Source organism: Streptomyces aurantiacus JA 4570, assembly GCF_000414115.1.
Classification (GTDB): domain Bacteria; phylum Actinomycetota; class Actinomycetes; order Streptomycetales; family Streptomycetaceae; genus Streptomyces; species Streptomyces aurantiacus_A.
Window position 1 is genome coordinate 1 of sequence record NZ_AOPZ01000198.1, and the last position, 25,542, is coordinate 25,542.

Below are 25,542 nucleotides of genomic sequence, written 5' to 3' on the forward strand. Positions count from 1 at the left end.
CCGACGCCAAGGCCGGCTCCGCCTCCGTACCCGCGCAGACCACCCCCGCACAGGCGCCCCCGCCAGGCCAGGCGCCCCCGCCAGGCCAGGAGCCGCAGCGCGATCAGCACACCCGCCAGCAGCCCCTGCCCCCCAAGCCGCCGATCGACCTGCTCGCCGAGCTGACCAACACGCCGCCGCCTCCGGAGACCCCCGTCCGCACCGCCGTGCGCCGGGTCAAGATCTGGACGCCCCTCGTGCTGCTGCTCGCCGTAGTGTTCGCAGTCGCACAGGCGGTGCGGCCGCTGCCCGACCCGAAGCTCACGCTGACGAGCGCGTCCTCGTACTCGTTCGAGGGCGGCAAGCCCTCCATCCCGTGGCCGAGCAAGGGCCAGGCGGCCATGGACGTGGACGGCATCGGCACCTTCGGCACCTCCGGCGAGCAGAAGCCCGTACCGATCGCGAGCATCGCCAAGGTGATGACCACGTATCTGATCCTGCGCGACCACCCGATCAAGAAGGGCGGGGACGGCAAGACGCTCACCGTCGACGCCGAGGCGCAGCGGCACTACGAGAAGGGCAAGCCGGAGAACGAGTCGGTCGTGAAGGTGACCGAGGGCCAGAAGATCACCCAGTACGAGGCCCTGCAGGCCGTCATGCTGCCGTCGGCGAACAACGTCGCGCGGATGCTCGCCCGCTGGGACAGCAACGGTGACGAGAAGAAGTTCGTGGCGAAGATGAACAAGACCGCCAAGGAACTCGGCATGAAGAACACCCGCTACACGGACCCGAGCGGCCTCGACAAGACGACCGTCTCGACCGCCGATGACCTGGTGAAGCTCGGCCGCGTGGCGATGGAGAACCCGACCTTCAAGGAGATCGCGGGCCAGGGCGGCTACAAGGACCTCAACAAGGACGAGCAGAAGAACTTCTTCGGCCTCGTCCCGACCGTGGCCGTCGGCATCAAGACCGGCACCACCACGGCCGCCGGCGGCAACATCCTCTTCGCCGCGGAGAAGAAGGTCGGCGGCAAGACCCACGTGATCATCGGCGCGGCCCTCGCCCAGTTCGGTTCGGGCGGCGTGGCCAACATCGACAAGGTCACCAACGTCACCAAGGACCTGATCGCGGCCGGGCAGGACGCCCTCAAGGCCAAGACCGTGGTGAAGAAGGGCCAGGTCGTCGGCGAGGTCGACGACGGCCTCGGCGGCACGACGCCGGTCGTCGCCACCAAGGACGTCACCGCCGTCGGCTGGTCCGGCCTGACCGCGAAGGTCGAGCTGGACGACGCGGGCAAGACCCCGCCGCACTCGGCGAAGGCGGGCACGGTCGTCGGCCGCCTCACCGTCGGGGACGGCACCACCGCCGGCGCGATCAAGGTGCCGGTGGCCCTGCAGAAGGACCTCTCCGAGCCGGGCTTCGGAGCGAAGCTGACGCGCGTCGGCTAGAGGAGCTCGGCTGGAGGAGTGAGAACAGGAAGAAGGGGTGGGGCGAGCCGAACGGCTCGCCCCACCCCTTCTCCGTAAGAGCCCGGACAGGACCTAGTCCTTGTCGCCGTCCGGTGCGCACTTCGGCTGCGGCCCCGACGGGCCCCCGTAGTTGGACGCGATCCGCACGTCGCCCGGCTTCGTCACCGTCAGGCGCGTGAAGTCGCCCTCCTTGTACAGGCAGCCGCCCTCCGCCCACAGCCACGGCGAGTAGGCGACGCGCACGGTGACCGAGCCGGGCTCGGCCATGCGGACGGTGAGGTGGGCGCCGTCGGCGGTCACCACGGAGCCGGGCCGGTCGACCAGCGGGACGGCGTCCTTCACGCGGTAGATGCGCCAGTTGTCGTCGTGCCAGACCTGGTCCAGATAGCTGGGCTCGCTGGTCACCAGGTCGTGCTCGCGCTCGGCGGCGCCGTCCGGCTTGCCGTCGCCCTTGTAGAGCACGACGAAGCCGACGGCCCAGTGGTTCAGCCAGGCGCGGTACGAGGACGACGAGAAGGCGCCCTCCTTCACCTCGGAGACCGGGCGGCCCTCGTAGAACAGCCGGCCGCGCTCCACGTCGGCCTGCCGGTTCCAGCCGCGCGCCATGTTGATGTACGGCGAGAGCACGGCGGCCTCGCGGTGGTCGCGGGCCGGGACCACCTCGACGCGGGTGCGTTCGGCGCCCAGCCGGTTGAGTTCCTTGACGACGCCGTCGGTCTCGACGGCCCACGTGGGCACCTTGGTGTACGCCACTATGTCGGAGGTCGTCTTGATGGACACCCAGACGAGGGAGAGGGCGACGGCGACGATCAGCACCGTCCGGTGCCAGATGTGGCGCGGCCTGCCGCTGGGCCGCAGCGGCCGCAGGGCGGGCCACTTCCGGTTCAGGACGGCGGCGAGCACTATCGGCGGGGCGGCGATCTCGGCGAAGCGCTCGACGTTGGTGCCGATCGGCGTGGGGATCAGCCAGGTGAGCACCACGCCCACCGCGTACACCGCGGCGCCCACCTTCAGCATCTTCCAGGAGCGCGGCGCCGCCAGGATGACGACCCCGCACAGCAGCACCGGCGGGAAGATCCGGACGAACGCCATCGGCTGCTCGCCCTCGAAGGGGAACAGCCACGTCGTCAGGCCGACGACGACGAACGGCGGCAGGACCAGGGCGAGCCCCTTGCCCCACTCGCGCAGGAGCAGATAGGCGCCGCCCACCACGACGAGGAAGAGACCGGCGACCGGGCTGCCCATGGTCGCGAGCGCCGCGCAGAGCGTGGCGGCCGCGACCCGGCGGCGGGTGCTGGTCCCCGTGACGGCCAGGACCGCGCCGACGCCGAACGCGACGCCCAGCATGAACGTCGCCCGGCCGCACACGACCTGGCACCACATCGAGAAGCCGACGGCGATCGAGGGCCACAGCGGTTTGCGGATGCCGCTGCGCATGATGACCGCCACAGCCATCCAGGTGGCGGCGATGCCGGAGGCCGCCGCCACGGTCCGCACGCCGAACGCGGCCATGAGATACGGGGAGATGACGCTGTAGTTGGCGGTGTGCAGGCCGCCGTACCAGAACAGGCTGTACGCCGAGCCCGGGTAGCGCCGGGCGAAGCCCGCCCACGCCTCCTGGGCCGCGAGGTCGCCGCCGCCCGTCGCGAACACCGTCCACCACAGCAGATACAGCGGCAGCACGCCGGCGGTGATCAGCAGCGGCATGCGGTAACGCCAGTACCAGGGTTCGCGCATGCCACTGCCCCGGTCGGCTCGGCTGAGTGACGGGGAGGACAGTTCGGCAGAGGCCACGGTCGGCGGTCCGTTCGGCTGGCTGGGGGCAACTCCTTCGGAGTAGACGCTAACCGCTGCGGAATGGTTGGCAGACAGCGACCCCAAGGGGCCGACTCTTGATCAGTATGGGGCTGAACGGGGGCATTCGCAGGACGAGCACGTCAGCCGTCCGAGGGGGGTGCGCACACGGCGTCGGGCGGGAGGCCGCCGCCTGAGGCGCCGCCCGGGCTGTCGCCCGTGGTGCCGCCCGTCTCGGCGCGGACGGTGTCGAGCTGGCCGAGGAGCGTGTCGAGGCGGTCGCCGGAGGGGTCGCGGAAGTAGCGGAGTACCGCGCGGTGGAAGGCGTCGCGCAGCGCGGGCGGCATCGCGTCCGAGGCGTCGAAGCACAGGGTGTCCGCCTTGCCGGTGAGCAGCGCGGCGGCCTCGCCGCCGCCCGGGTCGGTGGGCTGCGGGTCGCCCGCGCCCGGGAAGAAGGGCCGCAGCTCGGGCTCCGCCTCCTCGTGCCAGAGCCGCCGCGCCGCGGAGCCGGACAGGCGTTCGACGAGTTCGCGCGCGGCCGGGTTGCCGCTGAAGACGGCCGCCATGTCGCCCGCGACCTCGTACGCGCCGTCATGGGCGGCGGGCCCGGGCAGGAAGCGCGCGGACGGATCGACCCGCACGCCCCCGTCGGACCCTCCCTTTGCGCCCCCCGATCCATTCGCATTCGCATACAGATAGCGAATGAAGGCGCTCTGGTGCTCGTGCGTGCAGTCGAGCTCCGGTGAATTGAGCAGCCCTCGCGGCGCGGGACGGGCCGCCTTCGGGTCGGGGGTGCCTTCGTACGACGTGGTGAGCGAGAGGTCGACCGACTTCTTCGAGCGCTCGCCGAGCAGCTCCGCCCACGCCGTCCAGGCCCCGCGCACCTCGGGGCTGCGCCAGCTCAGCCGCCCCGTGGCCCACCGGGCGTACGTCCCCGGACCCGACCGGTGCAGCACCAGGTCCTCGATCCAGTCCGTCCCGGGCCAGCCCGAGGTGGCCTGCGAGGCCATGCCCACGCACCAGCGAGGCCGCGCGCCGCCGCTCCCGCCCGCCTTGCCCTTGCTCTTGCTCTTGCTCCACACCAGGCTCTTCAAATCGACCTTCAGCGGCACCCAGTACGTGCGGCGGCTGCCGTTCACGTCGACGCGAGGGGCCCACGGCGGGTGGCCGGGGGAGTCCAGCGGCTCCAGGCGGTTGCCGCGGGCGTACTCGGTGAGCTCGCCCAGGCTGTTGAGGACGGCGACGTCCGGCGGGTCCCCGGCTTCGAGCTGCGCCACCAGGGTCTCGCGCAGCGAGCGGGTGCCTTTGTACGTGTACGTCTCGCCGGTGCCGTCGTCGAGCCGCTTCAGCATCGCCTCGAACGCCACGCCCTCCGCGCCGGTCCACGGGCCGAGGACGACCAGCGTCTCGCGGTCCCGGTCGGCGCAGCCGCCGCTCATGAGGGCGGCCAGGAGCAGCAGACAGCAGGCGAGGGCGGTCCGCGCGGGCCGCCGCGCGAGCGCAGGGCGCCGGTGCGGCCGGGTCATGGGACGGCTCCCGGGCGGGTGAGGCGGACGTACTCGCGCCGGTAGCCGTGCAGCGTGGCGCCGGTGACGGCGGCGCTGACCAGGCCCGCGGGCACCGCCCAGGCGGGGGCGCCGTCGAGGAAGGCGAGGCGGCCCTCCGCCAGTTCGTGGTCGACGGAGTCCTCCAGGGCGGCGATCACGTACCGGTCCGGCGTGCCGAACGGCTCGGCCGCCGCGTCGCTCTCGATCCGCGGGGACGTCTCGTCGGACAGCGCCCGGGCCGTCGACCCGGCGGACCGCTGGGCGCTCTGTACGAGCACGGCGTCGGCGGCGAGCAGCGGCAGCGCGAGCAGCGGCAGGGCGGCGGCGAGCAGCGGCAGGCTGACGTACAGACGGAAACGGTGGTGCAGGAAGACCTGCGTGCGCCAGAACCCGCGCACGAGCAGCAGGAAGGCGACCCCGGAGACGCCGAACGCCACGAGCACGCCGAAGCCCGGCTCCGCGCGGTCGGACAGCCGCTCCTGGAGGGCGCGTTCGAGGGCGGTGACGCGGTCGACGACGGCGGTGGCGGTGAAGCCGGTGGCGGGGCGGCAGGCGCGGTGGGCGTCCGGCCGGTCCGCCCGGGCGGGTTCGCGCGCGGAGCACAGGATGCTGCGGGCGTACGCCAGGGCCGCCTCGCGCAGGGCCCGGTCGGCGGCGTTGGCCTGGGCCCAGGCGGTCCAGGTGCCGTAGTCGGCGACGAGGCCCGCGACGACGTCGAGGTCCTGCCGCTCGGAGGCGGACAGGGCGCCGCTGCGGGCCACCTGGTTCAGGCGCTGGGTGGCGCGGCTGGTGCGGGTGCGGTAGCGCTCGCTGAGGCCGCTGAGTTCGACGGCGCGGCCCGCGCGGAGGCTGTCCGCCGCCTCGCGGTCGGCGATCTGGAGGGACGCCCGCGCGTCGGCGAGGTCCACGAGGGCGGGGGCCGCCCGGGTGCGGATGTACGCGGCGTCGTCTCTGAGGGTGGTGTGGGCCCAGGCGAAGGGGGTGAAGGTGAGGGCGGTGAGGAGGGGGAGGGCGAGGAGGCGGTCCCGCAGGTAGGAGTGGTTCCGCGTGCCGCGCGCTTCCGCCGCCCACAGCCACCGCCACGCGCGGCGCAGAGTTGGCCTGCTCATCACCCCTTGCCTCACCGTTCCCCCCTCTGATGTCTCCAGCCGAACGGGCGGGTCGCGTAGGCGCGGTCCAGGAGGTGTTCGGCCATCTGGCCGCTCGCTTCCGCGGGGTCGCGGGCCGCCTGTTGGGCCAGGCCCAGGCAGAAGCGGGAGAGGTCGACGCGTAATTGGCGTTCGGTGGCGGGGAGGCGGAGGCGGACGTCCGCGCCGCGGGCGATCTCGCGGAGGCGGGCGGCGGACACCGCGCCCGCGGTGAGCAGGGCCCGCGCCGCCTCCCACACCGCGGCCCGCATCCGCAGCCGCGCCTGCTCGTCGGTGAGCCCGTGCGCGTAGAAGAGCCGCCCGAGCCGCCGGACCACCTCCGCGAGGTCGTCCCCGCCCCGCGCGTGGTCCACGCACACCCGCACCGCGGCGACCCGCGCCGCCGTGCGGTGCCGGGAGTGCTGGGCCACCGCGTCAAGCGCCTCCACGGCGTGGGCGAGGGCCCGCGGCCCGCCGAGGGTGAGCCGGGCCCGCGCCGCCCCGAACGCGGCCCCGCCGAGCGAGGGGTTGCGTACCCGCACGGCCTCGTAGAACGTGAGCGCCTCCCGCCACCGCCCGAGCCGCTCGGCGCAGAGTCCGAGGGCCAGCTTGGGCGCGTACTCGCCGGGGATGGCGGCGTACACCCGGTCGAAGTGGCCGCGGGCGCGCGGCACATCGGCGGCGGCGAGCGCGAGCAGCCCGCGGTGCCAGGCGAGCCGCCAGTCGTACGGGGCGGCCCCGGGCCCGATCGCCTCCTCGGCGCGGACCAGCGCGGCGGCGGCGTCGTCGAGGCGCGGCGGCACCTGCGCGCCCGGCCGCAGCGCGGTGCGCATCGTGAGGCGGCAGCGCAGCAGGTGCACCTCGGGCGAGCTGCGCCACTCCGCGGTGTGCTGGAGCAGCGCGGCCGGGTCGTCGTCGCCGAGCCGGCTCAGCTCGATGTGGTGGGCGTCGTCGGGGTCGGGCCGGGGGACGGGCAACTCCTTGGCGATGTCGGCGGGTTCGGGGGCGCCGTACGGAACGGCACGGCCCTCGCGCCGCTCGCCGTCCCCGCCCCCCGGCACCCCCGACGCCCACCTTGACAACGGCGGCGGCACCCCGAGCCCTCCGTCCAGGGCGTGCGCGGACTGCAGGAACAGTGGTGACGGCTCGAACGTCTCCGCGCGAAGGCGCAGCGAGCGCAGCTCGCGGAAGACGCCGCGCAGTTGCTCGTCCATCTCGCGGGCCGTGGCGAACCGGTCGGCCCGGTCGGGGCGCGTGGCCCGGCGCAGCGCCCGGGCGAGTGAGAACAGGCCGAGGCCGAGGGCGTCGGGCGGCAGCGGCACGGTCATCCGGCGCGCGGCGCGGGCCAGCGGCGACTCGGCGGCGGGAGCGGGCGCGTCCAGGCCGGTGAGCAGGGAGAGGTCGGCGAGCTCGTCGAGGTCGCCGAGCCCGCACAGATGGCGCAGCGTCTCGCCGAGGCTGAACAGGTCGTCGGCGCCGGTGGACTCGCCGAGCGGGCCGACCGTCGGGGCGCGGTAGTCCGCGGAGGTGAGGCCGGGCGCCCCGGCCCGCCGCACGCTGCCCACGTCGATGAACTTCGTGGTGGACCCGTCGTGCATGACGTTCGACGGCTTCAGGTCGCCGTACACCTTGCCGCGCTCCGGCGCGTGCAGATAGGCGAGCCCGGCCAGGAACCGCACGCCGTACGCGAGCACGAACTCGTAGAACCGGGCGCCGCCGAACTCCTCCGGGCGGAGCCGGGCCCGGGCGCGCACCTCTTCGAGGGTGGGCCCGTCGACGTACTGCAGGACGAGGAAGTCACCGACGTCCGGATGGTGCCCGTAGTTGAAGACCCGGATGATGTCGTCGTGGTTGAGCTCGACCAGCTCCTGCCGTTCGCGCGCGAGGGGATGCTCGGGGGAGTCGGGCGCGGGAAGCGGGGCGGCGCCCTCGCGGCCGCCGTTCGCCGCGTTCGCCGCGTTCTCCGGGCGCAGGATCTTGATGGCGACCTCCCGGCCGCCGACCTTCGTGTCGAGCGCGAGATACACCTCGCCCATGCCGCCGTACCCGAGCGGCCGCACCACCCGGTACTGCCGGGCGAGCAGCCGGTCCGGCGGCAGCCGCAGGCCGTCGAGCGCGTCCGGGTCGTCGCCGCGCGAGACCGCCCGGTCCAGGAGGGTGATCTCCGGCAGGACGGTCGGGTCGGGGCTCTCCGGGGGCAGCACGACGCGGGCGGCGCGCTGGGGCGGACCGGCGACGAAGAGCGGCGGCAGGGACGACTCGGATGCGGCGCCCTCCGCGCGCGGAGGGTCTCCCCAACTCGGTTCCTGCCCGGTCGAGTTGGGGCGCGCCCCGGCCCCGTCCCCCTCCATGTCTCCTCAGAATAGGCGCGCGAGGGGGCGTTGGCGCCCGGGCGGCGCGAAGAGAACCCGGAGAGGTGATGACGCGTCAGTTCACGGGGTACGCCACATCGCAGACCTGGTCCTCGGGTCCCGCCGTGTCCCAGTCGGTGAAGTACACCTCGCGGCAGGGGCCCGCGGAGGTGAGCCCTTCGCGCTCCATCCACTCCTCCACGGCGTCGTAAGCGCCGATGATCTGCGGGTAGACGACCTGCGCCTTGGTGAGGCGGGTGTACGCGAGCCGGTGGGCGGGCTCCACCCGCGCCCGCACGTCCCACTTGCGCCCCTGCTCCGCGGCCCAGACGCGGGCCGCCGCCGGGTCCGCGACGGGCACGCAGGTCTCGGCGGGGCCGTCGCTGTCCTCGGTGACCTCGGCGTGGTAGATCACGAACGACGCGCCCGTGACGCCGCCGCAGAACTCCACGGCGGCGTCCTCAAGGCGGGCGAGCGAGGCGTCGATCCACGAGGGCAGTTCGTCGGTGAACACATGCCTGCGCTCGACGAGGACGAACGCCTCGGGGGCGTCGGTGGTGCGGATCTCGAATGTGCCGTACACGGCGGGGCTCCTTCCGGACAGTCGGCCACGGAGGTAGTCCGCGAGGGTGCGCTGGGCGGCGAACCGCTCCTCGACCCGGGCCCAGTGCGCGTCGACGGCGCGCGCCGCGGCCTCGTCGTCGAGCCCGACGACCGCCGCGATGTCCGCGAGCGGCATGTCGAGCCGGCGCAGCAGCACCACGGTGCGGGCCCGCTCGACCTGTTCGGGCCGGTAGTAGCGGTAGCCGGTCGCGCGGTCCACGTACGCCGGGGGCAGCAGGCCCTGCCGGTCGTACAGGCGCAGGGCCTTCGTGGAGAGCCGGGTGCGGGCCGCGAAGGCGCCGATGCTGAGGAGTTCTCGGTCCTTGCGGGGGGCTGGGTCTCTGTCGGGTGCGTCCACGGGTTCATCCTCCGTGACCGGCGGTCACCGGTCGCCGATGGCGGCTGCCTTCGGCGAACCGACCTTGGACTCTTCCCCAGGGGCAAGGTCAACGCCGCGCAGCGCGTCCCGCCAGATCCGCTCGGTCAGCGCGTTGCCGTGCCGGGACGCCTTGCCGCCGACGCCGGACAGCGGCTGCAGCAGGGGGTCGCGCGGGCGCGTACGGAAGAGGGTGACCGCGGTCGACACCTCGGGCGTGTACCCGGCGAACCACGCGGATTTGAACCGGTCCTGGCCGGTGGTGCGACCGGCCGCGACGGGCCGCCCGCCCTTCGCCGTGACCCGGCCCAGGCTGTCCACGGCGGCGTCCCGCAGCGCGGCGCCGACCTGGTGGGCGACCCGCGGGTCCAGGGCGCGCCGGGTGCGGGGCGGCTCCAGGCCCTCGACGGCCTCGCCGTCCTTGGTCACCGACGTCACCGAGTACGGGTCGTGCTGGAGGCCGCCCCGCGCGAACGTGCCGTACGCGCTCGCGAGCCGGATGGCGCTCGGCGTGGACGTGCCGAGCGGGAACGAGTCGTCGGGGCGCGCCATGCTCTGCTCCAGCATCCCGGCGCCCACGGCGACGTCCCGCACCCGCCGCTGCCCGATCTCGCGGCCGAGCTCCTGGTACGTGGCGTTGCCGCCCTCGACCAGGGCCTCGCCGGGCGTCATCCCGCCGATGCCCGGGCGGTCGGCGGGCACCCCGTCCTGGAGGGCGGCGGCGAGCACGAAGGGCTTGAACGCGGAGCCCGCGGGGACGCCGGAGGTGTCGGCGTTGTTGCTGAAGTGCCGGGTGGCGTCGGCGCCGCCGTACAGCGCGAGGACGGCGCCGTCCCTGGTGCGCACGGAGGCGGCGCCGACCTGGACACCCTTGTCCTGCGCGCGCTTCTCCGGGTCGAGTTCGCGGCGCAGAACGCCCTTCACGGACCGGGCGAGTCGGTGGACGCGGCCCTTGTCGAAGGTGGTGTAGATCTTGTAGCCGCCGCGGGCGAGGTCCTTGTCGGTGAGTCCGGTGCGCTGGCGCACGTACTTGTTGGCGATGTCGACGAGGTAGCCGGTCTGGCCGTAGTGCCCGCTGAGGCTGGTCGACCGGGACTCCTTCTGCGGCTCGGGGAACTTCTTGTACCGCGCTCGCTCCTTCGCGCTCATCCGTCCTACGGCGACCTGCCGGTCCAGGATCCAGGCCCAGCGCGCCTTCGCCCGGCGGTGGTTGGCGGCGCTGACGGAGGGGTCGTACATCTCCGCGCCCTTCAGCAGGGCGGCGAGCAGCGCCCCCTGGCTCGCGTCCAGCTTCCGCGCCGGAATCCCGTAGTAGGCGTGCGCGGCCGCCTCCACCCCGTAGGCCCCCCGCCCGAACCAGCTGCTGTTCAGATACCCCTGGAGAATCTCGTCCTTGGTCTTCCGCTGGTCGACCTTCAGCGAGATCACGAACTCCCTGACCTTGCGCGTGACGGTCTGGTCCTGGGAGAGGTAGGTGTTCTTCACGTACTGCTGGGTGATGGTGGAACCGCCCTGCGTCTCCTGCCCCTTGACCATGTTCACCAGGGCCCGCCCGAGGCCCTGGGGCGAGACCCCGGAGTCGCTGTAGAAGCTCGCGTTCTCCGCCGCGATGACCGCGTTCCGCACGGACCGGGGCACGTCCTTCAGCTCCACGTTCTGCCGGTTCACCTCCCCGGTGCTGACCATCTGCGTGCCGTCGGACCAGTAGTACACGTTCGCCTCGCGGCGGGCGGCGGCGTTCTCGTCCGGGACGTCCACGGTGACGTACACGTACGTGAAGAGCCCCGCGAGCCCGCCGCTCCCCAGCAGGCAGGTGCTGAGCCACTGCCGCCACGAGGGCAGCCACCGCCGCACCCCGCGCCGCCCCCGGCGCGGATAGTCGATCAGCACCCTTCGGCCCCGCCGCCGGGCCGTTGTCTTCAGCGCGCGGGCGCGCTGCGCGTGTGTCCCCATGATCAGGGAGAGGCGCGGGGGAGGGCGGAGGTTGGGCGCGGGGCTGTCAGCGGCGCGTAACAGTCGCCCCGTGACCCTGCCGTCGACGGCGTTCAGACGCTCTCGCGCCTCGCGTAGATCACGCGCATGGTGCTACGGTCATTAGCACCATGCTGCTGACACTGGACACCGCGGACACCCGCCCCCTGCACGAGCAGGTGGCGGGCGCGATCCGCCGGGCCATCGCCGAGGGCGAATGCGCCGCCGGTGACCGCCTGCCTCCCGCGCGCGAGCTGTCGCGGGCGCTGGGGGTCAACTCCAACACGGTGCTGCGCGGCCTGCGTTCACTGCGGGACGAGGGCCTGCTCGAGTTCCGGCGGGGCCGGGGCGTGACGGTCGCGCAGGGCGCGGCACGGCGTTCCGTCCTGGTGGACCGGGTGCGGGACCTGGTCGCGGAGGCGGCGCGGTTCGGCTACGCGAAGGCGGACCTCATAGAGATGATCAGGGTGGTGCCGTGACGGAGAAGAGAGGTTCCGCCCACTGGGCCGCCCTCGGCTGGGTGGCCGGTGTCCTCGCGCTGCTGCTCGCGTTGCCGCTCCTGACGGCGGGCCGCCTTCCGGACCGCGTCGCGACGCACTGGGACGCCGTGTCGGGGCGACCCGACGGTTCGATGCCGCTGTGGGCGGCGGCGGTGTTCCCGGCGCTGATCTGGGCGGTCGTCGCCGCCGTCGTCGCGGCGGCGCACATGTGGCGGGGCCCGGCCACCGCGTGGGGCGGCACCGTGCTGCTGTCGATGGGCGTCACGCTGGCGGGCGCGCAGGCGGCGATCGTGCGGGCGAACATGGACCACGCCCGCTGGCGGGACGCCGACTCGGTGACGCCGTGGGTCGTGGGGGCGCTGGTGGCCGGGGCGGCGGCGGGCGCCGCCGGGGCACTGACAGCGCGCCGCCGCACCCCGGGGGCCGCCCGGCCGACGGACCCGCCGCGCATGGATGTCCCGCCGGACCGGCGCGTCGTCTGGCTGGCGAGCACCTCGAACCCCTGGCTGCACGCGCTGGCGGCGGTCGCCGGAGCGGTGGCGCTGGTCGCCCTGGTCCTGACGGCGTGCGGGGCGACGGACCCGCTGTGGCCTTTGATCGTCCCGTTCGCCCTCGTCGCCGTCGCGAGCGCGGCCTGCGCGTCCGTACAGGTCCTCGTGACGGAGAACGGCCTGCGGGTGGCCTTCGGCCCGCTCGGCTGGCCCGCCCGCCGCTGGCGCCCCGCCGACATCGAGTCGGCCCACGCCGAACGCCGCACCCCCGCCCAGGTGGGCGGCTGGGGCTACCGCCTCAGCGGCCTCGGCACCACGGTCATGCTGCGCGCGGGGGGCTGCCTGGTGATCCGGGCCAAGGGACGGAACTTCGCTGTGTCGGTGGACGACGCGGAGCGGGGAGCCGCCCTGCTGAACCGGCTGAGCCAGCAGGCCGCGAACACCCCCTGAACGTACGGCACTTCGGGCGTCCCCTACCTCAAAGACATCCACTTCTGCACTGGCGCCCCGGGCCCTTGACAGCATGCGCACGCCTTCGCCACGTTTGAGCCTGGCCGGACGGCGCGTCAGCGTCTGTGCCACCAAAGGGGGAACCAGGGGGGTTGGACCAGAGGTGGACATAACGAACCACAGGCCCGAGGAGCTGAGCGAGACGCTCCGTCGGTCCTGGCACCGGACCATGGAAGAGTCGCCCGACTACGCCAATCCGTTCCTGGCACCGGAGTTCGCCGCGGGTGTCGGCAACCACCGGGGCCGGGCGCGGGTGGCCGTCCTGCACGAGAACGGGGAGCCCGTCGGCTTCCTTCCCTACGAGCGCGACACCTTCGGCGTCGGCCGGGCCATCGGCCTCGGCCTCTCCGACTGCCAGGCACTCGTGCACCGCCCCGGGGTCACCTGGGACACCCACGCGCTGCTGCGGGCCTGTGGCCTGGCCGTCTTCGAGTTCGACCACCTCGTCGAGGAGCAGAAACCGTTCGCCGGATACGTCACGGGGACGTTCGCGTCACCGGTCATAGACCTGAAGGACGGCGGCGGCGACGGCAGCGAGGGCGCCTACGCGGAATGGCTGCGCGGCACGTACCCGAGCCTGGCCAAGACGACGCTGAAGAAGGAGCGCCGTCTGGGCCGCGACCTGGGCGAGCTGCGCTTCGTCTTCGACGAGCGCGACCCCGCGGTGCTGCGCCAGCTCATGCGCTGGAAGTCCGCCCAGTACCGCAGGACGGCCCGGATGGACCGCTTCGCGCGCCCCTGGATAGTCGACCTGACGAACCATCTCTTCCAGGTCCGCGAGGAGCACTTCACCGGTGTGCTGTCCGTGGTGTACGCCGGTGACCGGCCGGTCGCCGCGCACTTCGGGCCAAGGTCACGCACCGTCTTCGCGGCCTGGTTCACCGCGTACGACCCCGAGCTGCGCTACTACTCGCCCGGCCTGATCATGCACCTCAGAATGGCCGAGGCGGCGGGCCGGGAGGGCCTGCGGCTCCTCGACCTGGGGCGGGGCGAGAAGGAGTACAAGGACTGGCTCAAGACCCGCGAGCTGCGCGTCGGCGAGGGTTTCGCGACCCGGCCGCACCCCGTGGCGACGGCGCACCGCCTGTGGCGCAGGCCGGTGCGCGGCCTGCGCAACACGGTCCTCGCCCATCCCCGCCTGCGGGAGCCGGCGGACCGGCTGCTGAAGGCTGTGGGGGCGGTGCGGACGGCGCGTACGAAGCAGGGGGCACCGCGCTGAGCGCCCCGTAGGGGCGCGGGGAACTGCGCGACCAGCCACGACGGACCGCAGACGAGCGACGGCCCATCGCGGCACTTCCCGCGAAGCGATTAGCGAGCCTTGGGCGGCACGAGCCCGCGCTCAGCCCCAAGCTTCGCCCCCGTGTCCGCGTACAGCGCGACCGAGCCATCGCTCCGCCGCACGATCAGGTCGTCGGCCCGACCGTTGGCGGTGTGGCTGCCCGCGGCCGTCGCCCGCACGCTCTTCCAGCGGGCGTCGGCCGCCCGCAGCCGCGTCTTCTTGCCGGTGCCGCGCGTGCTCAGGTCCTGGTGGAGGGTGAGTTCGCCGTCGTCGCGGCGGACGACGAGGTCCCAGTTGGCGCCGCCGGCGAAGTCGCCCGCGGTGAGCAGGGAGGCCCGCTTCCAGGTGGCGCCCGGCTTGTGCAGCCGGGTCTCCTTCTTCAGCCGCTGCCCGCCCACGTCCCGATAGAGGGTGACTTCGCCGTCGCTCCACCGCACCACCAGATCGTCGGCCCGCTTGTTGCCGCTGAAGCGCCCGGCGGTGATCTGACCGGCGTGCTTCCAGGTGGACTTGGCGCGAGCGAGCCTGATCTCCTTGCCGAATCCGGCCGTGCTGACGTCCGGGTAGAGGGTGACCTCCCCGTCGGACCACCGCACCACCAGGTCGGACAGCTTGGTGCTCCCGGTGAAGTCGCCGCCGGTGACGGCCGTGGCGTGCTTCCACGTCCCCTTGGCGGCCTTGAGCCGCCGCTCCCCGCTGAACCCGCCCTTGCCGTCGCCGGTGTACAGGGTGACCTCGCCGTCGGTCCACACCACGACGAGATCGGCCTTGCCGTCACCGGTGTAGTCGCCGGAGGCCAGCTGCTTGGCGTGCTGCCAGGTCTCGCCGCCGCCGGGGGAGTACGGCAGCGGGGGCCGCGTCACCGCCGCGACGCCGTCGACCGCGTCCTGGTACAGCTTGAACACCTCGCCGTCGTAGTACGGCGCGTACGAGACGCTCGGGCTGGACCCGCCGCCGCCCCAGCCGCCGAGGTTCCCGACCACGTCACCGGTCTTGGTCCTCTCGTCGAAGTTCATCAGCCAGGGACTGCCGGAGGTGCCGCCGTAGAACCCGCCGCACGCCATGCGCAGCTGCTTGTACCCGGCAAGCCGGGTCGTCTTCGCCCGGCACTTGATCGCGCGGTCCTTGGCGTCGTACGTCGCCTTCGGATAGCCGATGACGGTGACGGGCACCCGGTAACCGGGCGTGCGCGCGAGCCTGTTGGCGCCCGTGACCTGCTCGACCTGGCGCCCGCGCTGGTCGGCCTTGAGGGTGGCGAAGGCGAAGTCGAGGTTCGACCCGGTGCCCTTGGCGGTGTGCCGCGGGTCCTTGAAGACCCGGTCGACGGCCCAGATGCCGTACGGCTGCTTCGCGGCGGGCCGGTCCGAGCGGTACTGCGGCACGAAGGCGTACTTGCTGCCGTTGCCGCAGTGCGCGGCCGTCAGGATCAGATTGCCCTTGGCGCTGTGCACGACGCTGGCGGTGCAGCTGTGCGCGGAGAGGCCCCTGTCGACGAAGTAGAGGACGCCGATGGTCTTGGCGCCTTTGTAGTACGACGCGGTGGGGGCGGAGGCGGCGCGTGTGGCCGCGGGGGTGGCGCGCGCTACTGGGGCGGACGCGGTGCGTGTGGCCGGGGCGGAGGCCGGTGACGCGGTGGCCGGGGCGGGGCCGGCGGCCTTGGCGGGCGGCGGGGGCGTCGCCGCCTCCATGCGCGCGGCGGTCCAGAACTGCTCCGCGTCCGCCACGCCCCAATTCCCGTTCTCCCGGACGGGGATGGACTGCGTGGACGCCACCTGGGAGCCGGAACCGGAACCGAGGGTGGACGAGGGTCCGGGGCCGTCTCCGGCTCCGGAGGCGGAGACGGTGCCCGCAGCCGATACGGCGAAGACCGCGCCGCCCACCCCTACGACGACGGACCGGGCCCAACCAGAAATCCGCACAACTGCCCTTCTCCCGAAATTACTCCTGGGTACCTTATGTCACCCAAACAGCCGAACGGCCGACGCCCCCCGGCCCCGCCGCTCCCCTGAACGGGCGTCTCCTTTCCCCCACGCGGGCCATAGCGGTGTCCGCCGTGGGGCGCCCCCATAAGGCTCAAGCCAGCAGAACAAAACCAAGAACAGAACAACCAAGACCCGCACCAGGAGGTAGCCCATGCGCAAGCGCGCGTACTTCGCCGCAGCCGCCCTCGCCACGACCGCGGTACTCGGCGTCGCCGGCACCGCGGCAGCCGACCCCGACCCGTCGGGCGCGCAGGCTCAGGCCGATGTCTCGAACTCCGCCGGCGTCCTCAGCGGCAACGCGGTCCAGGTCCCCATCGACCTCGGCCTCAACGTGTGCGGCAACACCATCGACGTACTCGGCCTGCTCAACCCGGCGTCCGACAACAAGTGCAAGACCAACTGACCCGACTGCCCGGTTGCGCGTAACCTTCCCGGGATGTCTTTCATAGCCCGTATGTCCGAACGCCACGTGACGAAGCTGGCGTGGCTCATCGTCCTCGCCGGAGCGGCCTCGGTCGTTCTGGGAGACCACCTGTGGCGCTGGGCGGCGGCCCTCGGGCCGGGCGCCGGCTTCGCGTTCGGGGCGTTCTGCGGTACGGGCATCCTGTGCGGCTGGGCCCTGGCCGCGGCCGCGCTGAGGCGACGGCATTGGGCTCGCTGCGCCGTCGCGACGGCGATCGGCTGCACGGCGTTCCTCGCCCTGGCATGCCTGGTCCCCGGCCGCACCGGCCGCCTCACCGGCTCCCTCGCCCTGCCGGACGGCCGCCGCATGTGGGTGGAGGAGCACCCCGCGGTGTGGTGGGCCATCGCCGCGGGCCTGGCGGTCGGCGCGCTCGCCCTCTGGCGCACCGCGCCCCACCGCACCGCGCCCCACCGCACCGCGTCCCGTCGCACCGAACCCCACCGCGCCACGGCCCGCCGACGCCGCTCCGCCACCGCCGACGGCTCGCCCGACTCGACGTGACCGCACCGGCGTTGGCGCGAAGGCTTCCGGGTCCCGCCGCTCAGCCGGCGGGCGGGCCCCCGACGGCGGAGTTCTGGCCGACCACGATCTTCCAGCCGTCCGGCTGCCGCGCGACCACATAGGTCGTCACACCGTGAGGCCCGTCGACGGGGTTGCCCGAGCTGTCCGTGGGGGTCTGCCGGACGTTCACCCCGATCACCTCGGGCGCTATCTCAAGCAGCTTGACGACGTCGTATCGCGCGTAGGAATCGCGCAGGAACCCCTTCATAGCGGGCCCGCTGAACTCGGCGATCGCCTCACGACCGTCGAGACGCGTGCCCACGGCGTTGGTCCAGGATGCCTCGTGGGCGAACTGCTCGCTCAGGGCGATGGGGTCGTGAGCGTTGAAGGCGCTCTCCAGTCCCTTCACCACCCCCGTCACCGCCGCCCGCGTCTCCGCCGAAACCGCCCCCACGACCAGAACCTCGTTCGTCACGACCGCACCCTCTCCACACCGGCCCAACGGACCGCAAGCTCCACCGGATCCCCTCCGGGACGACGTGTCCGCCGCCACCGACGACCCAACATCCTCAACCAAACTTGAGGTCAAGCAGCAGCGAAGCCTGGGGCTGTACGAACCAGCTTTGTACGAGCCCACTGCCATCGCCGACGCGCGCGAGCGGAGTGCCTTGCAGCTGCCTCGGCGCGCGAGGCCAGCTCGACGAAGGCGCTCTCCCAGACGTCTCGGAGGTCCCGGCTGATCAAGGTGCGCAGGGTGGGCCACAGGTTGATGAGCAGGTCCCGGTTGAGGTACTGGACCAGGTCGTCGTGGAGGCCCTCGGCCAGGGATCCGCAGCGGCGCCAGTACTGAGTTGGCCCCCTTCGCCTTCGGGCGGAGGGGGCCATTCGTCATGTGCGGACCGCTACCCCAGATAGGGCGTCGGCCGTTGCTCAAAGAAGTGCTGGAGTCGAAGGCGCTGCGTGTGGTGCATGGGCAGCGACTCCAACTCGCCCGGGTCGACGAACCGTAGCTCTGTCGACTCGCCCGAGATGGCGAGTTCGCCGCCGACCGTGCGCGCGGTGAAGCACACGTTGAACTGCCTGCGCACCTCACCGTCGGAGTAGGCGATCACGTGGCGAGGGTCTGTGTAGGTACCGACGAGCCCAGTGATCTCGACGTCCAGGCCCGTCTCTTCCTTCACCTCGCGAACGGCCGCCCCTGGCAGCGAATCGGTCATGTCCATTCCACCGCCAGGCAGAGCCCACAGGTCGTTGTCCCGTCGCCGCTGGAGGAGGATGCACCCACCCTGGTCGGTCACCACTGCGGAGGCCGCGACGACGAGGCTGTTCGGCTTCGGCGCCTTGGGGTCGTCGAAGTACTCAGTGCGCGCCATCATCTACTCCTCTACGGGTTGGCTTGAGCCCCACACAGCGTCGAAGCTGTCCGTGTAGGTGTCGAACATGCCGCCCTCCTCGCAGCGTCGGAGGTGCCAGACGGGGGCGCCATACGCGTTCACACCCCAGACGTGGCAGTTCACAAACATCTGGTCGTCGCCCCGGTACAGCGAGTTGTAGAGCGTCGTGCCGTGCGTGCGCAGGCGGACCCCTGGCGTGCCGACCAGTGGGCGGAAGTGCATCAGCGCCAGTCGACACCGGGACTCGATGCCGTGACCGAACCTCTCTTCTCTGCCGCGTTGTTGCACATTCAGGCTGTCCGCATCGCCGAGCAGGATGCGGACCTCACAGCCCTCGGCCGCCTGGTCGGCCAGTAGCTCGGCCAGCCGAGGGTATGCCTCGTGCAGGAAGACGGCGGCGTATACGAGGACGTCGATGCGCTGCCGAGCCTGGCGGAAGAGGTCGATGTACGCGGACACCGCCAGATCGGCACGCTGTGTGTAGAGCGCGACAAGCTCGGGGCTGACACCACGGGCACCCCGAGGCTGGCGCAGAGCGGGCCAGAGGGCATGCACGTCCTCACTCAAGAGTTCGGCTGCACGCAGAGCGGTCGCCCGCCGCGGCACGCGACCTCGATTTACCCATCGCTCGACGGACTTGGGGTCTACCCCGACTTTCTCGGCAAGGGTTTCGTGGGTCCATCCGCCGGCCGCCATCACAGCCCTCAGCCGCTCATTGGCCATGTCGTGCTCCGTCGGGCGTCGGGACGCTTCCAGGGACGTTCTACCCCCTGCGGGACGTCCTGAATTGGCAAACAGTGGAGGTTCCTACGTCCCAGACGACCGCTGGACGATCGTGAGACACGTAATAACCCCGGCGACCGCGCGAACGGCCCCGGGGCGTGGCCGACTGCGAAGGAGTCGACATGGCCGATGCTAAGGGCCCCCGGCCGAGCCCGGAAAGCAGCGCACGGGAGCAGGCACCTGACCGTGGCGCCATCGCCGACTGGCTCGCGAGGGCTCATCCGTCCCCCCGCGAGGCGGTGACAGAGTGGGCGTCCCGGGGTGTCTCGCTGCTGCCCCTCGGGGTGCGGTTCGACGCGGTCCGCGTCCCGGCGGCGCGCATCCACAGCGCCGTGTGCAGCGAGGACCCGAAGACGGTGGCTGCTGCCCTCGACGACTGGCTGTGCGGGCCGGTCGTCCGCGACCTGCGGGCGTCCAGCGGCGACTACTACGTACTTGTGGCACCAGGAGCCGAGTGGAACGGCAAAGAGGAGCGCCTAGGTGAGGGCAGCTTCCTCGTCGTCCCGCGCATCGGCGCCCTCTCGATGATCACGCACTGGGTGGTGCCCCCGCGCCACCCGGGCAACCTGTGCTCCACCGCCCGCCTGCGCGCGCTGCTCACGCTCGCCGAGGCCCTGAGGACTGTCGAGCCGTGAACGCCACCGACCAGGTCGCGAGGTCTGAAGAGCTGTACCGGATCTATCGCGCACACCTCGACACCTGCCCCCGCCGGCACATCGGCATCCTCGCCGACTGCGCCGAGGGCGCCCGGATGCTCCGCGCCGTGCACGCGTCCCGCCTCGCCGCCAGCAGGGGGAGATGAGGAGCCGCGAGGTCGTCCGCCTCCACGTGGACCAGCAGCGCGGCGGAGGCGGCCACCGGGCCCACGCACGCGCAAGGGCCCGCGATCAGCCAGGTCGGCCAGGTCGCGGGCCCTTGCCCAAGTGCATCTCGTACAGGCCGTACGGATGCTGTCCGTGCCCCCGGCAGGATTCGAACCTGCGACACCAGCTTTAGGAGAGCTGTGCTCTATCCCCTGAGCTACGGAGGCGTCGAGTCGTCCGTGCGGACGACTCAGGACAGGGTAGCCGATGGGGGCGCGGGGGAGGGCTGGAGGAGGGGGATCAGGGAGGTCAGGGTGGGGTGGGTCTCCGCGGTGGTGCGGTAGATCATGACGATGTGGCGTTCCAGGGGCTCGCGCAGCGGGTGGACGTCCACCTGGGACGGGCGCAGGCGCAGCATCAGGTCGGTGACCGTGCTGATGCCGACGCCCGCTTCCACGAGCGCCAGCGTCGCCGCGGTGTCGGTGACCTCGTGGCGTACGGAGGGTTCGACGCCCGCCCGGCGGCAGGCCGTGCGCACCGCCCGGCCGTAGTACGTGTCCGGGGGCGGGAGGATCCAGGAGAGGGGTCCGGTGCGGCCCAGGTCGAGGGCGAGGGCCTCGGCGCCGCCCTCGGCCGCGGGAGCGTGGCCCCCGGCCGCGGCCACGCGGGCCGGGAACGTCCCCGGTGGTGCCGCCAGCGCGAAGCGTTCCGTGTGGAGGGGGCGGATCCGGAGCGCCGGGTCCCGGGGGATCGGGACGTCCGGGTAGTCCAGGCCGAGGGCCAGGTCCACCGCCCCCGACGCCACCGCGTCGTACACGTCGTCCACTTCCATGTCCCGGCTGCGCACCTCCAGACCGGGGTGCGCCTCGCGCGCCCGGCGCAGCGCGGGCGGCAGGATCTCCGCCGCCGCCGTCGCGAACAGCGCCACCCGGAGGACCCCGGTGACCTCCGTACGGGTGCGCTCCACCGCCGCCACCGCCTCCGCCTCGACGGCGAGCATCCGTTCCGCGTGCCGCGCCAGCGCCCGGCCCGCCTCCGTCAGCTCCACCCGGCGGCCGACCCGGCGCAACAGCTTCCTGCCGGTCGCGCGTTCCAGTGCCGCGATCTGCTGCGAGACGCCGCCGGGCGTGTAGCCGAGGGCCGCCGCCACCGCCGTGATGGTGCCCCGTCTGTCCAGTTCGGAGAGGGAGCGCAGTTGAGCGCTGGTCCAGTTCACGGGTTCCCCTTGATGTCCGCGTACGTCGTGTACGGCGCGTGTGTCGCGTGCGTACGGCGCGTCCGTATAGCAGGTCTCAACGGTCAGGCGCAGGATCTGTCCATGGACGTCAATGGTCGCCGTGCAGCACGATGACCGGTAGATCGCCCGGCGCGCTTCCGTCGCGTGGAAGGGGTCGTGACCTTGAACTTCTCAACCACGGACGCGTCCGTTGTCGTCGTCGGCGGGGGCGTCGTCGGCCTCTCCGTCGCCTTCCACCTCGCCGAGGCCGGCGTCCGGGACATCGTCGTCGTCGAGCGGGGCGCGCTCGGCTGCGGGAGTTCGGGCAAGCCGATCGGCGGCGTGCGGGCGCAGTTCTCCGATCCGGTCAACATCGAGCTGGGGCTGCGGAGTCTGCGGGCGTTCGGGGACTTCGGGCGGCGGCCGGGAGGAGACATCCGGTTCGCGCGGGTGGGCTATCTGTTCCTGCTCAGCGAGGCCGCGGACGTCGAGGCGTTCACCGAGAGCGTCGTCACGCAGAACGCCCTCGGTGTGCCCAGCCGCGTCATCAGCCCGGAGCGGGCCCGCGAGTTGTGTCCGTACGTACGCACCGACGGCCTCGTCGCCGCCGTGCACTCCCCGGACGACGGGCACGCCCGGCCCGGCCTCGTCATCCAGGGGTACGCCCGCGCCGCGGCCCGCGCCGGGGTCCGGATCCTGACGCACACCACCGTCACCGGGATCGACGTCGGCGCGGGACACGTCACCGCGGTGCGCACCGACCGGGGCGTCATCCGCTGCGCCGCCCTCGTGTGCGCCGCCGGCGCCTGGTCGGCGGGCATCGGCGAGGCGGCCGGGGTGCGCCTGCCCGTTCGGCCCCTGCGGCGGCAGATCGCCCTCACCCGGCCCCTTGGCCCGCCCGCGCCGCCCCGCGTCCCGTTCACCATCGACTTCTCCTCGACCGCCTACTTCCACAACAGCGACGACGGGCTGCTGTTCGGCCTGGCCGACCCCGCGCAGGAGGAAGGGTTCGACACCACATGGACTGGGGGGCCGGAGGGCTGGCTCGGGCTGTTCCGGGACGTCGCCCGGCGCCGGGCGCCCGCCCTCGCCGACATGGAGATCGCCGGGGGATGGGCCGGTCTGTACGAGGTCACCCCCGACCGGAACGCCCTCATCGGGAGGAGCGGCGAGGTCTCCAACTTCCTTTACGCCACCGGCTTTTCCGGGCACGGGTTCCTTCAGGCCCCGGCCGTGGGCGAAGTCGTACGGGATCTGTATCTGGGGCGGGCTCCCGTCGTCGACGTCGCCGCGCTCAGCGCCGACCGGTTCGCCGGCGGTGGCTCTCCCGCTGCCCGCCCCGAGGTGCACGTCGTGTGAGACACCCACACCAGGAAGGCGAGGTCGATGGTTGCTCGGTCAGCACAGTGGAGGGAGACCTGGCAGCTCCGCGCCGCCTTCGCCGCCCGCCTCTCCGCCATGTACGGGCGCGAGGTCCCCGCGTACACCACCCTCGTCGACGTCTCGCGCGAAGTGAACGAGGACGTGCTGCGCGAGCGCGGTGCCGACGCCGAGCGGCTCGGGGCGATCGGGCGGGTCACCGCCGAGCGGCACGGCGCCATCCGGGTCGGGACGCCCGCCGAACTCCAGCAGGTCGGCCGCGTCTTCGGCGCCCTGGGGATGCGGCCCGTCGGGTTCTACGACCTGCGCGAGGCCGCCGCGAGCGCCGTGCCCGTCGTGTCCACCGCCTTCCGGCCGGTGGCGGGCGACGAACTCGCCCGCAATCCCTTCCGGGTGTTCACCTCCCTGCTCACCCCGGCCGACCCCCGCTTCTTCGACGACGAGCTGCGCGCGCGCCTGGAGAACTTCCTCGCCGCGCGCGAACTGTTCCCGCCCGAGCTGCTCGCCCTCGCCGACCGCGCCGAGGCCGAGCAGGGGCTTCCGGACAGTGACGCCGAGGGGTTTCTCCAACTCGCGGTGGCTGCCTTTGAGTTGTCCGGTAAGCCGGTCGACCGGGCCTGGTACGAGACGCTGGAGCGGGTCTCCGCCGTCGCCGCGGACATCGGGGGCGTACGGAGCACGCACATCAATCACCTCACGCCCCGCGTCCTCGACATCGACGAGCTGTACCGGCGGATGACCGGGCGCGGGATCCGCATGATCGACGCCATTCAGGGGCCGCCCCGGTGGGACGGCCCCGACGTGCTGCTCCGGCAGACCTCCTTCCGGGCCCTCGACGAGCCGCGCCCCATGCGGCAGCCCGACGGGAGCGTGGTCCCGGGTTCGCTGCGGGTGCGGTTCGGGGAGGTCGAGGCGCGGGGGATCGCCCTGACGCGGCGCGGGCGCGCGCTGTACGACGAGCTGCTCGCGCGCGTCGACGCGGCCGCCCCCGCCACCGCCGCCGCCCGCGCCGACCTCGCCCGCGACCTTTGGCCCGCCCACTTCCCCCGCACCGAACACGCCCTCGCCGAGCGCGGCCTGGGCCACTTCACGTACCACGTCGTCGACGACCGGCCCCGCGACGGCCGCACCCCGCCCCCGGATCTGCCCGCACTCCTCCGCGAGGGCTGGGTCCGCGCCGACCCCGTCGTGTACGAGGACTTCCTGCCGCGCTCCGCCGCCGGGATCTTCCAGTCCAACCTGGACGAGTCGGGCACCCGCCAGGGTGGCGAGGCGGACGCGGGCGCCGCGTACGACAGCGACTGGCTGTCCGGCGCCGTCGAACGCGACGTACTCGACCCCTTTGCCCTCTACGAGCAGCAGGAGTCCCGTTCCCTGGAGCGGGTCGCGGCCGCGCTGCGCCTGGACCCGACCTGACATCGGACCGCCCCCCTTCCTTTCCGAGGAGAGCCGCCATGCCCCGCACCCTCCCCACCACCGAAGAGCTTCGGACCCGCGCCCGCGCCGCCCTCGACCGCGTCGGCGTGACCCTCGACGAAGACGCGGGCGCGGGCCCCGGCGCGGGTGACGTCCAGCACGCCCGCACCCCCCTCACCGGCGAGGTCCTGTTCCCGGTCCCCGCCACCACCCCGGCCGCCGCGGACGAGGCCGTCGCCGATGCCCGCCGGGCCTTCCTCACCTGGCGCTCCACCCCGGCGCCCCGGCGGGGCGAACTCGTCCGCCGACTGGGCGAGTTGCTGCGCGCGCACCAAGGTGACCTGGCCGACCTCGTCACCATCGAAGCGGGCAAGATCCGCTCCGAGGCGCTCGGCGAGGTCCAGGAGATGATCGACATCTGTGACTTCGCGGTCGGGCTCTCACGCCAGTTGTACGGGCGGACCATCGCCTCCGAGCGGCCCGGACACCGCCTGGCCGAGACCTGGCATCCGCTGGGCGTCGTCGGCGTCATCTCCGCGTTCAACTTCCCCTGCGCGGTGTGGTCCTGGAACACCGCCGTGGCGCTGGCCTGCGGCGACACCGTCGTGTGGAAGCCGTCCGAGCTGACGCCGCTCATCTCGCTGGCCTGCGCGCGGCTCCTTGAGCGGGCGGCCGCGGACGTCGGCGCCCCCGACGGCGTGCACCGGCTGCTCATCGGAGACCGTGCCGTCGGGGAGCGGCTCGTGGACGACTTCCGGGTCGCGCTCGTCAGCGCCACCGGGTCCACCCGCATGGGGCGCGAGGTGGGGCCGCGCGTCGCCGCGCGGTTCGGGCGGAGCCTGCTGGAACTCGGCGGCAACAACGCCGCGATCGTCGCGCCCTCCGCCGACCTGGACCTCACGGTGCGCGGCATCGTGTTCGCGGCGGCGGGCACGGCGGGCCAGCGGTGCACCACGCTGCGCCGCCTCATCGCGCACCGTGACATCGCGGACGCGCTCGTGGCCCGGCTCACCGCCGCGTACGCCCAACTGCCCATCGGCGACCCGTTCGACGAGGCGACGCTCGTCGGGCCGCTGATCTCCGCCGCCGCGCTCGACCGCATGCAGGAGGCGGTGGCCCGCGCCCAGGCCGAGGGCGGCAAGGTGCTCGTGGGCGGCGGCCGGCGGCTCGCGGACGTCGCGCCGGACGCCGCGTACGTCGAGCCGGTCGTCGTCCGCATGGGCGCGCAGACCGGTGTCGTACGCGAGGAGACGTTCGCGCCGATTCTGTACGTGATGACGTACGAGACGCTGGAGGAGGCGATCGCCCTGCACAACGACGTGCCGCAGGGGCTTTCCTCCAGCATCTTCACCCGGGACCAGGCGGAGGCCGAGCTGTTCCTGTCCGCCGAGGGTTCCGACTGCGGCATCGCGAACGTCAACATCGGCACGTCCGGGGCCGAGATCGGCGGCGCGTTCGGCGGCGAGAAGGAGACGGGCGGCGGGCGCGAGTCCGGGTCCGACGCCTGGCGGGCGTACATGCGGTCCGCCACGAACACCGTCAACTACTCGGGGCGGCTCGCGCTGGCCCAGAACATCAGTTTCCTCTAGATAGAACGTTCGTTTTAG

21 protein-coding genes, 1 tRNA gene and 2 pseudogenes are annotated in these 25,542 nt (G+C 72.9%); 11 read left to right on the forward strand and 13 right to left on the reverse strand.

What is annotated here, in order from left to right:
• Nucleotides 1–1,427 (forward strand): annotated as a pseudogene (locus STRAU_RS19655) (D-alanyl-D-alanine carboxypeptidase); the annotation flags it as partial.
• A 93-nt stretch (nt 1,428–1,520) separates the two neighbouring features.
• On the opposite strand, the gene STRAU_RS19660 reads toward STRAU_RS19655, so the two are convergent.
• The 6 genes from STRAU_RS19660 to STRAU_RS19685 form a co-directional block, all read right to left on the reverse strand.
• Nucleotides 1,521–3,185 (reverse strand): hypothetical protein, encoded by a 1,665-nt coding sequence (locus tag STRAU_RS19660; protein ID WP_016642122.1) that lies wholly within the window; start codon nt 3,183–3,185, stop codon nt 1,521–1,523.
• 200 nt (nt 3,186–3,385) lie between these two features.
• Nucleotides 3,386–4,768 (reverse strand): type 2 periplasmic-binding domain-containing protein, encoded by a 1,383-nt coding sequence (locus tag STRAU_RS19665; RefSeq protein WP_016642124.1) that lies wholly within the window; start codon nt 4,766–4,768, stop codon nt 3,386–3,388.
• Nucleotides 4,765–5,898, reverse strand: a complete 1,134-nt coding sequence (locus tag STRAU_RS19670) for a coiled-coil domain-containing protein (protein WP_106967974.1) — start codon at nt 5,896–5,898, stop codon at nt 4,765–4,767. The genes STRAU_RS19665 and STRAU_RS19670 overlap by 4 nt, the downstream gene beginning before the upstream one ends.
• A gap of 11 nt (nt 5,899–5,909) precedes the next feature.
• Nucleotides 5,910–8,267, reverse strand: a complete 2,358-nt coding sequence (locus STRAU_RS19675) for a serine/threonine protein kinase (RefSeq protein WP_078621340.1) — start codon at nt 8,265–8,267, stop codon at nt 5,910–5,912.
• A 76-nt stretch (nt 8,268–8,343) separates the two neighbouring features.
• Nucleotides 8,344–9,228 carry a MerR family transcriptional regulator gene (locus STRAU_RS19680; RefSeq protein WP_016642126.1) on the reverse strand — a complete coding sequence of 295 codons (885 nt, stop codon included), beginning with the start codon at nt 9,226–9,228 and terminating at the stop codon, nt 8,344–8,346.
• Nucleotides 9,229–9,252: 24 nt separating this feature from the next.
• Nucleotides 9,253–11,199, reverse strand: a complete 1,947-nt coding sequence (locus tag STRAU_RS19685) for a transglycosylase domain-containing protein (RefSeq protein WP_078621342.1) — start codon at nt 11,197–11,199, stop codon at nt 9,253–9,255.
• A gap of 149 nt (nt 11,200–11,348) precedes the next feature.
• Between STRAU_RS19685 and STRAU_RS19690 the strand changes: the two genes are divergently transcribed.
• The 3 genes from STRAU_RS19690 (at nt 11,349) to STRAU_RS19700 (ending at nt 13,937) form a co-directional block, all read left to right on the forward strand.
• Nucleotides 11,349–11,696, forward strand: a complete 348-nt coding sequence (locus tag STRAU_RS19690; RefSeq protein WP_016642128.1) for a GntR family transcriptional regulator — start codon at nt 11,349–11,351, stop codon at nt 11,694–11,696.
• Entirely contained in the window at nt 11,693–12,658 is a 966-nt protein-coding gene (locus STRAU_RS19695) for a DUF1648 domain-containing protein (RefSeq protein WP_016642129.1), read from the forward strand. Before STRAU_RS19690 ends, STRAU_RS19695 begins: the two co-directional genes overlap by 4 nt.
• A 163-nt stretch (nt 12,659–12,821) precedes the next feature.
• Entirely contained in the window at nt 12,822–13,937 is a 1,116-nt protein-coding gene (locus STRAU_RS19700) for a GNAT family N-acetyltransferase (RefSeq protein ID WP_016642130.1), read from the forward strand.
• Nucleotides 13,938–14,026: 89 nt separating this feature from the next.
• On the opposite strand, the gene STRAU_RS19705 is transcribed toward STRAU_RS19700, so the two are convergent.
• Nucleotides 14,027–15,916 (reverse strand): FG-GAP-like repeat-containing protein, encoded by a 1,890-nt coding sequence (locus STRAU_RS19705; protein ID WP_158692098.1) that lies wholly within the window; start codon nt 15,914–15,916, stop codon nt 14,027–14,029.
• Nucleotides 15,917–16,130: 214 nt separating this feature from the next.
• Here STRAU_RS19705 and STRAU_RS19710 point away from each other — a divergent pair, with 214 nt between their 5' ends.
• Complete coding sequence (locus STRAU_RS19710; protein ID WP_016642132.1) at nt 16,131–16,382, forward strand: chaplin; 252 nt, start codon at nt 16,131–16,133, stop codon at nt 16,380–16,382.
• Nucleotides 16,383–16,433: 51 nt separating this feature from the next.
• Nucleotides 16,434–16,943 carry a hypothetical protein gene (locus tag STRAU_RS19715; protein ID WP_037660558.1) on the forward strand — a complete coding sequence of 170 codons (510 nt, stop codon included), beginning with the start codon at nt 16,434–16,436 and terminating at the stop codon, nt 16,941–16,943.
• Between the two features lie 40 nt (nt 16,944–16,983).
• Here STRAU_RS19715 and STRAU_RS19720 read toward each other — a convergent pair whose 3' ends face one another.
• The 4 genes and pseudogenes from STRAU_RS19720 to STRAU_RS19730 form a co-directional block, all read right to left on the reverse strand.
• Nucleotides 16,984–17,418: an SgcJ/EcaC family oxidoreductase gene (locus STRAU_RS19720; protein WP_016642134.1), complete on the reverse strand. Its 435-nt coding sequence runs from the start codon at nt 17,416–17,418 to the stop codon at nt 16,984–16,986.
• Between the two features lie 194 nt (nt 17,419–17,612).
• Nucleotides 17,613–17,768: pseudogene (locus STRAU_RS44930) on the reverse strand (transcriptional regulator); the annotation flags it as partial.
• Between the two features lie 77 nt (nt 17,769–17,845).
• Nucleotides 17,846–18,316, reverse strand: a complete 471-nt coding sequence (locus STRAU_RS19725; protein WP_037660582.1) for an NUDIX hydrolase — start codon at nt 18,314–18,316, stop codon at nt 17,846–17,848.
• Between the two features lie 3 nt (nt 18,317–18,319).
• Complete coding sequence (locus tag STRAU_RS19730) at nt 18,320–19,060, reverse strand: helix-turn-helix domain-containing protein (protein WP_037660560.1); 741 nt, start codon at nt 19,058–19,060, stop codon at nt 18,320–18,322.
• Between the two features lie 182 nt (nt 19,061–19,242).
• Between STRAU_RS19730 and STRAU_RS19735 the strand changes: the two genes are divergently transcribed.
• On the forward strand, nt 19,243–19,755 hold the full coding sequence (locus STRAU_RS19735; RefSeq protein WP_052029165.1) for a hypothetical protein: 513 nt from the start codon (nt 19,243–19,245) through the stop codon (nt 19,753–19,755).
• Nucleotides 19,752–19,922 (forward strand): hypothetical protein, encoded by a 171-nt coding sequence (locus tag STRAU_RS43030; protein WP_016642138.1) that lies wholly within the window; start codon nt 19,752–19,754, stop codon nt 19,920–19,922. Before STRAU_RS19735 ends, STRAU_RS43030 begins: the two co-directional genes overlap by 4 nt.
• A 155-nt stretch (nt 19,923–20,077) precedes the next feature.
• Here STRAU_RS43030 and STRAU_RS19740 read toward each other — a convergent pair.
• Both STRAU_RS19740 and STRAU_RS19745 read right to left on the reverse strand, forming a co-directional pair.
• Nucleotides 20,078–20,150, reverse strand: a tRNA-Arg gene (locus STRAU_RS19740).
• 23 nt (nt 20,151–20,173) lie between these two features.
• Nucleotides 20,174–21,139, reverse strand: a complete 966-nt coding sequence (locus tag STRAU_RS19745) for a LysR family transcriptional regulator (protein WP_016642139.1) — start codon at nt 21,137–21,139, stop codon at nt 20,174–20,176.
• A gap of 183 nt (nt 21,140–21,322) precedes the next feature.
• Between STRAU_RS19745 and STRAU_RS19750 the strand changes: the two genes are divergently transcribed.
• Genes STRAU_RS19750 through amaB form a run of 3 tightly spaced genes read left to right on the forward strand, consistent with a single transcriptional unit; the run spans nt 21,323 to nt 25,524 of the window.
• Entirely contained in the window at nt 21,323–22,498 is a 1,176-nt protein-coding gene (locus STRAU_RS19750) for an NAD(P)/FAD-dependent oxidoreductase (RefSeq protein ID WP_052029169.1), read from the forward strand.
• 27 nt (nt 22,499–22,525) lie between these two features.
• Complete coding sequence (gene hglS, locus STRAU_RS19755; protein WP_016642141.1) at nt 22,526–23,935, forward strand: 2-oxoadipate dioxygenase/decarboxylase; 1,410 nt, start codon at nt 22,526–22,528, stop codon at nt 23,933–23,935.
• Nucleotides 23,936–23,973: 38 nt separating this feature from the next.
• Nucleotides 23,974–25,524: an L-piperidine-6-carboxylate dehydrogenase gene (amaB, locus tag STRAU_RS19760; RefSeq protein WP_016642142.1), complete on the forward strand. Its 1,551-nt coding sequence runs from the start codon at nt 23,974–23,976 to the stop codon at nt 25,522–25,524.
• The last annotated feature ends 18 nt before the right edge of the window (nt 25,525–25,542 follow it).

Coding starts and splice junctions, on each gene's coding strand:
- STRAU_RS19660 (WP_016642122.1), bottom strand. CDS start 3,185: ATGCGCGAACCCTGGTACTGGCGTTACCGCATGCCGCTGCTGATCACC.
- STRAU_RS19665 (WP_016642124.1), bottom strand. CDS start 4,768: ATGACCCGGCCGCACCGGCGCCCTGCGCTCGCGCGGCGGCCCGCGCGG.
- STRAU_RS19670 (WP_106967974.1), bottom strand. CDS start 5,898: ATGAGCAGGCCAACTCTGCGCCGCGCGTGGCGGTGGCTGTGGGCGGCG.
- STRAU_RS19675 (WP_078621340.1), bottom strand. CDS start 8,267: ATGGAGGGGGACGGGGCCGGGGCGCGCCCCAACTCGACCGGGCAGGAA.
- STRAU_RS19685 (WP_078621342.1), bottom strand. CDS start 11,199: ATGGGGACACACGCGCAGCGCGCCCGCGCGCTGAAGACAACGGCCCGG.
- STRAU_RS19690 (WP_016642128.1), top strand. CDS start 11,349: ATGCTGCTGACACTGGACACCGCGGACACCCGCCCCCTGCACGAGCAG.
- STRAU_RS19710 (WP_016642132.1), top strand. CDS start 16,131: ATGCGCAAGCGCGCGTACTTCGCCGCAGCCGCCCTCGCCACGACCGCG.
- STRAU_RS19715 (WP_037660558.1), top strand. CDS start 16,434: ATGTCCGAACGCCACGTGACGAAGCTGGCGTGGCTCATCGTCCTCGCC.
- STRAU_RS19725 (WP_037660582.1), bottom strand. CDS start 18,316: ATGGCGCGCACTGAGTACTTCGACGACCCCAAGGCGCCGAAGCCGAAC.
- STRAU_RS19730 (WP_037660560.1), bottom strand. CDS start 19,060: ATGGCCAATGAGCGGCTGAGGGCTGTGATGGCGGCCGGCGGATGGACC.
- STRAU_RS19735 (WP_052029165.1), top strand. CDS start 19,243: ATGGCCGATGCTAAGGGCCCCCGGCCGAGCCCGGAAAGCAGCGCACGG.
- hglS (WP_016642141.1), top strand. CDS start 22,526: ATGGTTGCTCGGTCAGCACAGTGGAGGGAGACCTGGCAGCTCCGCGCC.
- amaB (WP_016642142.1), top strand. CDS start 23,974: ATGCCCCGCACCCTCCCCACCACCGAAGAGCTTCGGACCCGCGCCCGC.